Source organism: Arthrobacter sp. Y3223164, from assembly GCF_059091005.1.
In genome coordinates this window covers 1-7,763 of the sequence record NZ_JBNHGF010000107.1, presented here as the reverse complement: position 1 = coordinate 7,763, position 7,763 = coordinate 1, and the positions used below count along the sequence as shown (strand labels likewise).

At 64.5% G+C, this 7,763-nt stretch carries 10 protein-coding genes; 3 read left to right on the top strand and 7 right to left on the bottom strand.

Features of this window, described 5'->3' with window-relative positions; all coding sequences use genetic code 11:
• Positions 1-355: DUF4191 family protein (locus tag AC5RUJ_RS07690; protein WP_494155730.1), on the top strand; the 355-nt coding region annotated here is incomplete at its 5' end.
• Positions 356-508: 153 nt separating this feature from the next.
• Here AC5RUJ_RS07690 and AC5RUJ_RS07685 read toward each other — a convergent pair.
• On the bottom strand, positions 509-946 hold the full coding sequence (locus AC5RUJ_RS07685) for an RDD family protein (RefSeq protein ID WP_493999487.1): 438 nt from the start codon (positions 944-946) through the stop codon (positions 509-511).
• A 232-nt stretch (positions 947-1,178) separates the two neighbouring features.
• Between AC5RUJ_RS07685 and glnA the strand changes: the two genes are divergently transcribed.
• Entirely contained in the window at positions 1,179-2,603 is a 1,425-nt protein-coding gene (gene glnA / locus AC5RUJ_RS07680) for a type I glutamate--ammonia ligase (RefSeq protein ID WP_493967363.1), read from the top strand.
• Here the strand turns inward: glnA and AC5RUJ_RS07675 are convergent.
• The 3 genes from AC5RUJ_RS07675 to AC5RUJ_RS07665 all read right to left on the bottom strand — a co-directional run bounded on the left by AC5RUJ_RS07675 (position 2,600) and on the right by AC5RUJ_RS07665 (position 4,459).
• Entirely contained in the window at positions 2,600-2,914 is a 315-nt protein-coding gene (locus tag AC5RUJ_RS07675) for a tyrosine-type recombinase/integrase (RefSeq protein ID WP_494128818.1), read from the bottom strand. The genes glnA and AC5RUJ_RS07675 overlap by 4 nt on opposite strands.
• A gap of 427 nt (positions 2,915-3,341) precedes the next feature.
• A complete protein-coding gene (locus AC5RUJ_RS07670) occupies positions 3,342-3,500 on the bottom strand; it encodes a hypothetical protein (RefSeq protein ID WP_494023232.1) in 159 nt (52 codons plus the stop codon).
• Positions 3,501-3,805: 305 nt separating this feature from the next.
• The gene (locus AC5RUJ_RS07665) at positions 3,806-4,459 is read right to left on the bottom strand and encodes an SGNH/GDSL hydrolase family protein (protein ID WP_494128817.1); all 654 of its coding nucleotides are present in this window, start codon (positions 4,457-4,459) and stop codon (positions 3,806-3,808) included.
• 454 nt (positions 4,460-4,913) lie between these two features.
• On the opposite strand from AC5RUJ_RS07665, the gene AC5RUJ_RS07660 reads away from it, so the two are divergent.
• The gene (locus AC5RUJ_RS07660) at positions 4,914-5,111 is read left to right on the top strand and encodes a hypothetical protein (protein ID WP_494155729.1); all 198 of its coding nucleotides are present in this window, start codon (positions 4,914-4,916) and stop codon (positions 5,109-5,111) included.
• Positions 5,112-5,181: 70 nt separating this feature from the next.
• On the opposite strand, the gene AC5RUJ_RS07655 is transcribed toward AC5RUJ_RS07660, so the two are convergent.
• From AC5RUJ_RS07655 to AC5RUJ_RS07645, 3 genes are all read right to left on the bottom strand, one after another.
• The gene (locus AC5RUJ_RS07655; RefSeq protein WP_494128815.1) at positions 5,182-5,514 is read right to left on the bottom strand and encodes a cupin domain-containing protein; all 333 of its coding nucleotides are present in this window, start codon (positions 5,512-5,514) and stop codon (positions 5,182-5,184) included.
• A 139-nt stretch (positions 5,515-5,653) separates the two neighbouring features.
• Positions 5,654-6,382 carry an amino acid ABC transporter ATP-binding protein gene (locus tag AC5RUJ_RS07650; protein ID WP_494013817.1) on the bottom strand — a complete coding sequence of 243 codons (729 nt, stop codon included), beginning with the start codon at positions 6,380-6,382 and terminating at the stop codon, positions 5,654-5,656.
• The coding region (locus AC5RUJ_RS07645) for an amino acid ABC transporter substrate-binding protein/permease (RefSeq protein WP_494155728.1) at positions 6,379-7,763 on the bottom strand (1,385 nt) is incomplete at its 5' end. The genes AC5RUJ_RS07645 and AC5RUJ_RS07650, both read right to left, overlap by 4 nt.

Sequence of the window (7,763 nt, the reverse complement as noted above, 5' to 3'; positions counted from 1 at the left end):
GAACCCGCGCACCCAGGACGCCGTCTTCCGCGCCGTGGGCCGCCCCGGCATTGTGCTGGTCACCGAGGGCCCCTCGCACCGCGTGCGGCAGCTGGTCGAGTCGGAGCGGCGCAGGCTTCGCCGCATCCTGCCCAACGTCACGATCCATGTGATCGAGACCGGCCGCGGCGAAGGCCAGGTGGAGTTGAGCAAGGTGGCCAAGACCGTGCAGAAGCTCAAGAAGGAACTGACCAAACAGGAAGTCAGCGCCGTGGACAAGCGCCTGTCGGCCCTGGGCAGCAACAAGCTCCCCATCCCCAAGGGCGTGGATCCGTTCAAGGCCCGCCCGGACCGCAAGGCCATGCGCGGCCGCTGAGCGTCCGCCTGACAAAACCGAAAGGCTGCCGGTTTCACCGGCAGCCTTTCGGTTTTAACGTTTCGGGCCAAGCAGGCTTGAGGCCGCTGTGAGGCGCTGGCTCAGCGGGGCGTTAGGACGGTGGTGCTCACGGCACGACCGAGGAAGGCTGCCTCAGCGGCGCACCAGCACGGTGCCCATGGCGCGATCGTGGAAGCCTCGCTGGTCGGGGTCGAAAATAACCGCCGGAATCACCAGGCACAGGAGGACGGTGCGCACGACGGCGGCCAGCAAGCCGGGGGCGGAGCCGTCGAGTTTGCGCACGTGGATGCCAAGCAGTCGGTGGCCGAAACTGTAGCCGAGCGTCCCCACCAGCAGCAGCTGCTCGACGGCGAACACCCCCAGGATGGCCAGCTGGCTTCCGCCCAGGAAGGCGTTCGCGATCGCGTAGCACAGGAGCCAGTCAATGAGCAGCGCCACGAACCGGCGCCCCGGACGCGCAATCGAGCCGGGCCCGGATTGCGGGAGCCCGAGCCGCTGCCCGGGCCATTTCTGGATGTTGGACTGCGGGGGGCCTTCAAGCCAGGAACCAAGATCGCGTCTGCTTACCACCCCTCAAGTTTACCGGTCCCGCCTGTAACGGGGTTTCCCCGGGGGCGGCCGGAGTTCCCGCCGGTAAAGCGTGAAGGCCACTGACGGTAAACTTGCAGTGCACATCGATTTCGTAACCTGCCCGAAACACTTGCGACACTGTCGGGAAATTCCCTGCTCCTATTGTTGTAACTGTTGCCGGCCCCGTACAGCGGAGGCAGGTTCCCCCAGAATGCGTAAGGAGCATGACCCGATGTTCAAGAATGCGGACGAGGTCCTCAAGTACATCGCCGACGAAGACGTTAAGTTCGTCGATATCCGTTTCACCGATCTGCCCGGCGTCCAGCAGCACTTCAACGTGCCGGCCAAGACCGTTGACGCGGACTTCTTCGTGAACGGCCAACTCTTCGACGGCTCCTCGATCCGCGGCTTCCAAGGCATCGCCGAGTCCGACATGCAGCTGATCCCGGATGTTTCGACCGCCTTCATCGATCCGTTCCGCGTCGAGAAGACGCTGGCGCTGAACTTCTCCATCGTGAACCCGCGCACCGGTGACCCCTACCACCGCGACCCCCGCGGCGTGGCCGAGCGCGCCGAGGCGTACCTGGCCTCCACCGGCATCGCCGACACCGCGTTCTTCGCCCCGGAAGCCGAATTCTTTATTTTCGACGACGTCCGCTACCAGTCCAGCCCCGAGCATTCCTTCTACAGGGTGGACTCGGTCGAGGCGTACTGGAACTCCGGGAAGCGGGAAGAAGGCGGGAACCAGGGGTACAAGACCCCGGTCAAGGGCGGCTACTTCCCCGTGGCCCCCACCGACAAGCAGGCGGACCTGCGCGACGCGATCTGCGTGGAGCTGGACGCCGTCGGCCTCGAGGTCGAGCGCTCCCACCACGAGGTCGGCGCCGCCGGCCAGGCCGAGATCAACTACAAGTTCAGCACGCTGACGCACGCGGCCGACGATTTGCTGAAGTTCAAGTACATCGTTAAGAACGTCGCCGACGCCTGGGGCAAGTCCGCCACGTTCATGCCCAAGCCCGTGTTCGGCGACAACGGCTCCGGCATGCACTGCCACCAGTCGCTCTGGACCGGCGGGCAGCCGCTGTTCTACGACGAGAAGGGCTACGCCGGCCTCTCCGACACCGCCCGCTGGTACATCGGCGGCCTGCTCAAGCATGCTTCCGCCGTGCTGGCGTTCACCAACCCGACGGTCAACTCCTACCGCCGACTGGTCAAGGGCTTCGAGGCCCCGGTGAACATGGTCTACTCGCAGGGCAACCGGTCGGCCGGCATCCGCATCCCGATCACCGGCTCCAACCCGAAGGCCAAGCGCATCGAGTTCCGCGCTCCGGACCCCAGCTCCAACCCCTACCTGGCCTTCGCCGCGCAGCTGATGGCGGGCCTGGACGGCATCAAGAACCGAATCGAGCCGGCCGACCCGATCGACAAGGACCTGTACGAGCTGCCCGCCGAGGAAGCCAAGGACATTCAGAAGGCTCCGGGTTCGCTGGAGGAAGCGCTCGAGGCACTGGAGGCGGACAACGAGTTCCTGCAGGCCGGCGGTGTCTTCACCCAGGACCTGATCGACACCTGGATCGCCTACAAGCGCGAAGAGGAAATTGCGCCGCTGGCCGCCCGCCCGAACCCGTACGAATTCGAGCTCTACTACGGCTGCTAGCTAGATTCCGCGGTTAAACGCGGGCTAGTCCGCAGGGAGTCCGCGCGAGCGGCCAGCACTTCGGTGACGGCGGCACGTGCGGACTCTTCTTTGTCCGGAAACATGTGCCCGTAGGTGTCCAGCTTCGTCTTGGCTGAAGCATGGCACAGGCACCGCTGAACGACCTCCACGTCGAACCCGCAGGCGATCAACAGTGAGGCGGAGCAGTGCCGCAGGTCGTGGTGGCGGAAACCTTCAGGCGGGTCCTTTACGGTCGCTCTGGCATCCCTGAACCTGGCCTCGTCGGTATACGGCACGGTTGGCCGCCCCATTCGGTTGTCACGATAGTTTCGCTCCCGTATTTGGACGACATCCGGTTGATTCCACAGTCAGACCGGTCGAAACCGGTATCGGCGTCTTGAAGATATCGGTTTTCAGCGGCTACTTCCGGGTAATGAATGGCAGGAGAGATGACTCCCCGCATGAATTCGACGTCCGCTACACGCAGCGCTCATCCCAGCACCCGCAAGATCGCCTACGCAATCTACGCGCTCATCGGCGTTGCACTGGGTGCGATTCAGGTCGGGTGCACCGCACCGCAGCTGAGGCGGGCCAGTCCGAATGGATCGTGGTCGCCATGGCGGTCTACGGTTCGTTGGCGGCGAGTCGGTGTACTGCCGCCGGCCACCCCACCACGACAACCTGGCCCCAAATGCAACTAAACCAAGCTCGCCGAGTCGGGTGTTTGGCCGGTTGCGGCTATGCGAAGATCGGCTCAGTCGACTCCGGGCCCGAGACCACCTTGTTGAGCTGGGCCTGAACGATCGCGCCACCAATCGGGCCTAGCAGCAACAGGCGCCAAAAAGCACCATGGCGGCTGAAACCGGAAAATTCATCGACTCCGACGGCAACCGCCACAGCCGCCAGAATCGAAAACGCGAGGCCCGATGCCTTCGCCCGAGGCCTAGCGCCGGCCGTGTTGCCCGAGGAGGGAGCTGATTCAGAACGTATTGGCGCACTCAGTGGGGGAGTCGAACCGCCTTGCGGGAGCGCTCATAAACCTCAGCTCCATCACCGACGTCCGCATGCACGTGCAGGGAAGCGGAGTGATCGAACGGCTTCCGGGACAGTCGCACTCAGAGGTCGAAACACAAACAGAACCGGGGCCGTTGGCCGATGCGGCGTCTGGGAGTATCCAATGCGTCTCAATATTGACTCCAACTTCAGTAAAGGGGTGAGCTGCGAGGAACAAGTTGCTCCCATATCGCGTCGGCCCACACTCGATGACCAACTTCGTTGGGGTGAAAGCGGTCTCCGGCAAATGTCCGCATATATTCGGAAAGGGATAGATTCCTCGTCGACGCGTAGATGTCTGCAACTGCGTGGCCGCTCACGTCAGCGGCTAACCGGATGGCCTGGTTTGCTTTTCGCGTTCGAGTCGAATATGGCCAATGCATGAAATGAGGCACAAACCCCATCACGGAGCTTACTGGCAAGTTTGCGGCGATGGTTCTCATGTTCCGCGCAAAGGCAGGGGTGCTAAACGCCGGGGACCACGCTACGTCGTTCCCCCCAATGATGCACGTGACGAAATCAGGCGGGGACATTGCTAACAACTTCGGGATCTGAGTGAGCAGAAGGTCCCCCGTCTTAGCCCCGCTGACCGACAAATTCACTGTGCGGACTTGTTGACCGGTCGCCTCGGCGAGACGATCGGCGATAACGCCGACATATCCATGACGTGGATCATCGACGCCGACGCCCACCCCCGCCGAATCCCCAAGTGCAACATAGGTCAGCACTCCAGCCTGCGGGCGTGCCCAGTACGCCGCGTGATCCTGTGCCTGACGCTTGCTTCTTCGAATCGCTGTTCCCATGACCCACATGATACCCCGTGGGGGTATGAATGGCTGGTGCAAGCCATGCAGCCTAGATGCCACGCCCCTGTAGAAACAGACGTCCTCCGTGCCGCCCAGGGCGGGGCCGTTGTTAGCTTCCGCAGCCGGATGGCGCGGTCACGTTTATCACGCAGGTGTCCCAAGGTAAGTTCCAGCCCGTCGACCTCGCCTTTCCACCCCTCTGTTTCAGCTCGCTCCCTTCCAGCGACGAGGTCGGCTTCCAATTCGTTCAGGCCAACGCCACGCCAGCCCATTGCATCAGACGCCGCGAAGATTCATCCAGCCCCAACCATGCTCATCTGAGAAGGGCCCCTTTACTGCGTGGACCCCGTGCTCCCGGTGATTTCACCCGTCAACCGATCGGGGACGCACCGGTGAGCGGCTGCCGGACAGACCCTCGGCTGCGACCTCGAGGCGTGGCAAAATGAAGCCCATGGGCGAAAGCGGGGAGCCCGCACCTCAGGGCCGCACGCCGCGACCGGTCAGGGCCGCGCTCATCGGCGCTGCCGTCACCTTCCTGGTGTTTCTGGTCATCCTGCGCGTCGGAGTCGCCTATGCGCTGGTGCTGACGGCCACCGCGCTGCTGTTCGCGGGAGTGGTGGCGATCATCCGCGGCGCGCTGCGTAGGTAACGCGCGACGCGCCATGCGGGCAAGGCCCGGCGCGATGCTCGACTGTCCCGGTGGGTCCCGGCGGCGCCGTTCAGCTGTCCCGGCGTGTCTCGGTGACGGCTGTCAGCAGGAACACCGAGTCCTCGGACGCCTCCACCGAGTGCCGCTCCTTCGGGATCACGGCGAGCTGGTTCTGGTTGACGGCCATGCGGCCGGACGCGGACACCACGGTGACCGCCCCTTCCAGGACCAGCAGCGTGCCGGCCAGCGGGGCGTTGTGCTCCCCCAGCTCCGCCCCGGCCTTCAAGGCCAACACCGTCTGGCGCAGCGGACCGTCCTGGGCCACCAAGGCGGCACTGCGGCCGTGCGGCGCTCCGACGGCCACGGCCAGGTGTTCGCGTCCAAGCACATCGATGTCGGTCATGTCCGGCGCCTCCTTCGGTTGGGTTCCGGCCTCAGCCTAGCCCGGCGCCCTGTTCCCGGCCACACACCTACAGGGCGGGGCCCGACGGCGGCGCGCCCCCGCGCATCGGAGGGCACCGCCGTCGGCCGGTCGGAGGACCTCAGAGGACCTTGGCCAGGAAGTCCTGGGTACGTGCCTGCTGCGGGGCGCCGAAGAGTGCCTCCGGCCTGCCTTCCTCCACGATGTTGCCGTCGGCCATGAAGATGACGCGGTCCGAGACTTCGCGGGCGAAGCCCATCTCGTGGGTGACCACCACCATGGTCATGCCTTCCGCCGCCAGGTCCTTGATGACCTGCAGCACCTCCCCCACCATCTCCGGGTCCAGGGCGCTGGTGGCCTCGTCGAAGAGCATGATGTCGGGATTCATGGCCAGTGCCCGCGCGATGGCCACGCGCTGCTTCTGTCCGCCGGAGAGCTGGGCCGGGCGGGCGTCGGCCTTCTCGGACAGCCCGACCCTCTCCAGCAGCTCCAGGGCCTTGCTGCGTGCTTCGGCCTTGCCGAGCTTTTTGAGCTCCACCGGGGCCAGCATGATGTTCTCCAACACGGACTTGTGCGGGAACAGGTTGAAGTGTTGGAAGACCATGCCGATGTGCTGGCGCACCTTGTCCAGGTCGACCTTCGGGTCGGTCAGATCGAAACCGTCAACCACCACGGTTCCCCCGCTGATGTCCTCCAGCTTGTTCAGGCAGCGCAGGAAGGTCGACTTGCCCGAGCCGGACGGCCCGATCACGCAGACGACTTCGCCTTCGGCCACCTCGACGTCGAGGCCCTTGAGGACCTCGTTGCTGCCAAAGCTTTTTCTGAGTCCGGCGACGTGAATCTTGCTCACTTGTTGAACCTCTTATCCAGGATGTTGGAAAGCTTGATCAGCGCGGTGATCACCACGAAGTACAACGCCGCCACGATCAGCAGCGTTTCGCCGGTACGGAAGTTGGAGGCGTAGATCTGCTGGCCCTGGTAGGTCAGTTCGGCGAAACCGATGACCGCGAGCAGGGAGCTGTCCTTGAGCGTGATGACGAACTGGTTGATGAAGCTGGGGGTCATGATCTTGACCGCCTGCGGGATCACGACCTTCTGCATGGACTTGACGTAGCCCAGGCCCAGGCTGCGGCTGGCTTCCATCTGGCCTGGATCCACGGACTGGATGCCGCCGCGGACGATCTCCGTCATGTAGGCGCCGGCATTCAGGCTCAGCGTCAGCACGCCGGCGGTGAGGACGTCGATCGGCGCCCCGGTCAGCTGCGGCAGGCCGAAGTAGAAGAAGAACGCCTGGACCAGCAACGGCGTGCCGCGGAAGATGCCCACGTAGGTGGTCGCGATCCCGCGCAGCACGATCCGGCGGGATACCTTCAGGAACCCGAAGGCGACGCCCAGGACCAGGGCGATGATGATCGAGACCGCCGTGGCGAACAGCGTGAGCCCCAGGCCCTTCATCAGGGCGGGGAGGCTGTCGGTCAGCAGCTGCCAGAAGCTGCTCTTCCCGGCAGTCTCCGGCGAAGCGAGGTACTTGTCCAGGATCTGCTGGTATTCGCCGCTGGCCTTGAGCTCGGCCAGGCCGGCGTTGAAGGCTTGGATCAGTTCGGGGTTCTGGTCCTTGTTGACCGCGAAGCCGTAGGAACTTCCGCGTTCCTTCTCCGTGACGGCCTTCAGCCCGTTGTTTTGGGCGATGCCGTAGGCCAGCACCGGGTAGTCGTCGAAGACTGCCACGGAGTTGCCGGCCTTGACGTCGTCGTACATGGTGGCCGACTGGTCCAGCGGCTTGACCGTGAAACCGTACTCTTCGGCGATGGAGTCGGCGAAGGCTTCACCCTCGCTGCCGCGCTTGACCGCGACCGTCTCGCCCGCGAGGTCCTCGTAAGAGGTGATCTCGTTGTTGCTCTGCGCCACGGCCATCTGCACACCCGAGTCGAAGTACGGGTCGGAGAAGTCGAAGACCTGCCGGCGCTCGTCCGTGATGGACATGCCGGCGATGACTCCATCCACCTGGTTGGACTGCAGCGCCTGCAGCGCGGCGTCGAACCCGAGCGACCGGATTTCCACTTCGAAACCCTGGTTCTCGGCGATCGCCCGCAGCAGGTCCATGTCGATGCCGACCAGTTCGCCGCCCTGGCGGAACTCGAAGGGGGCGAACGTCGTGTCGGTACCGATGACGTAGCTCTTGCCGCTGGCGCTCTGCGGCGCCTGGGCCGCGGCCGCGGCCGCGGCCGCGT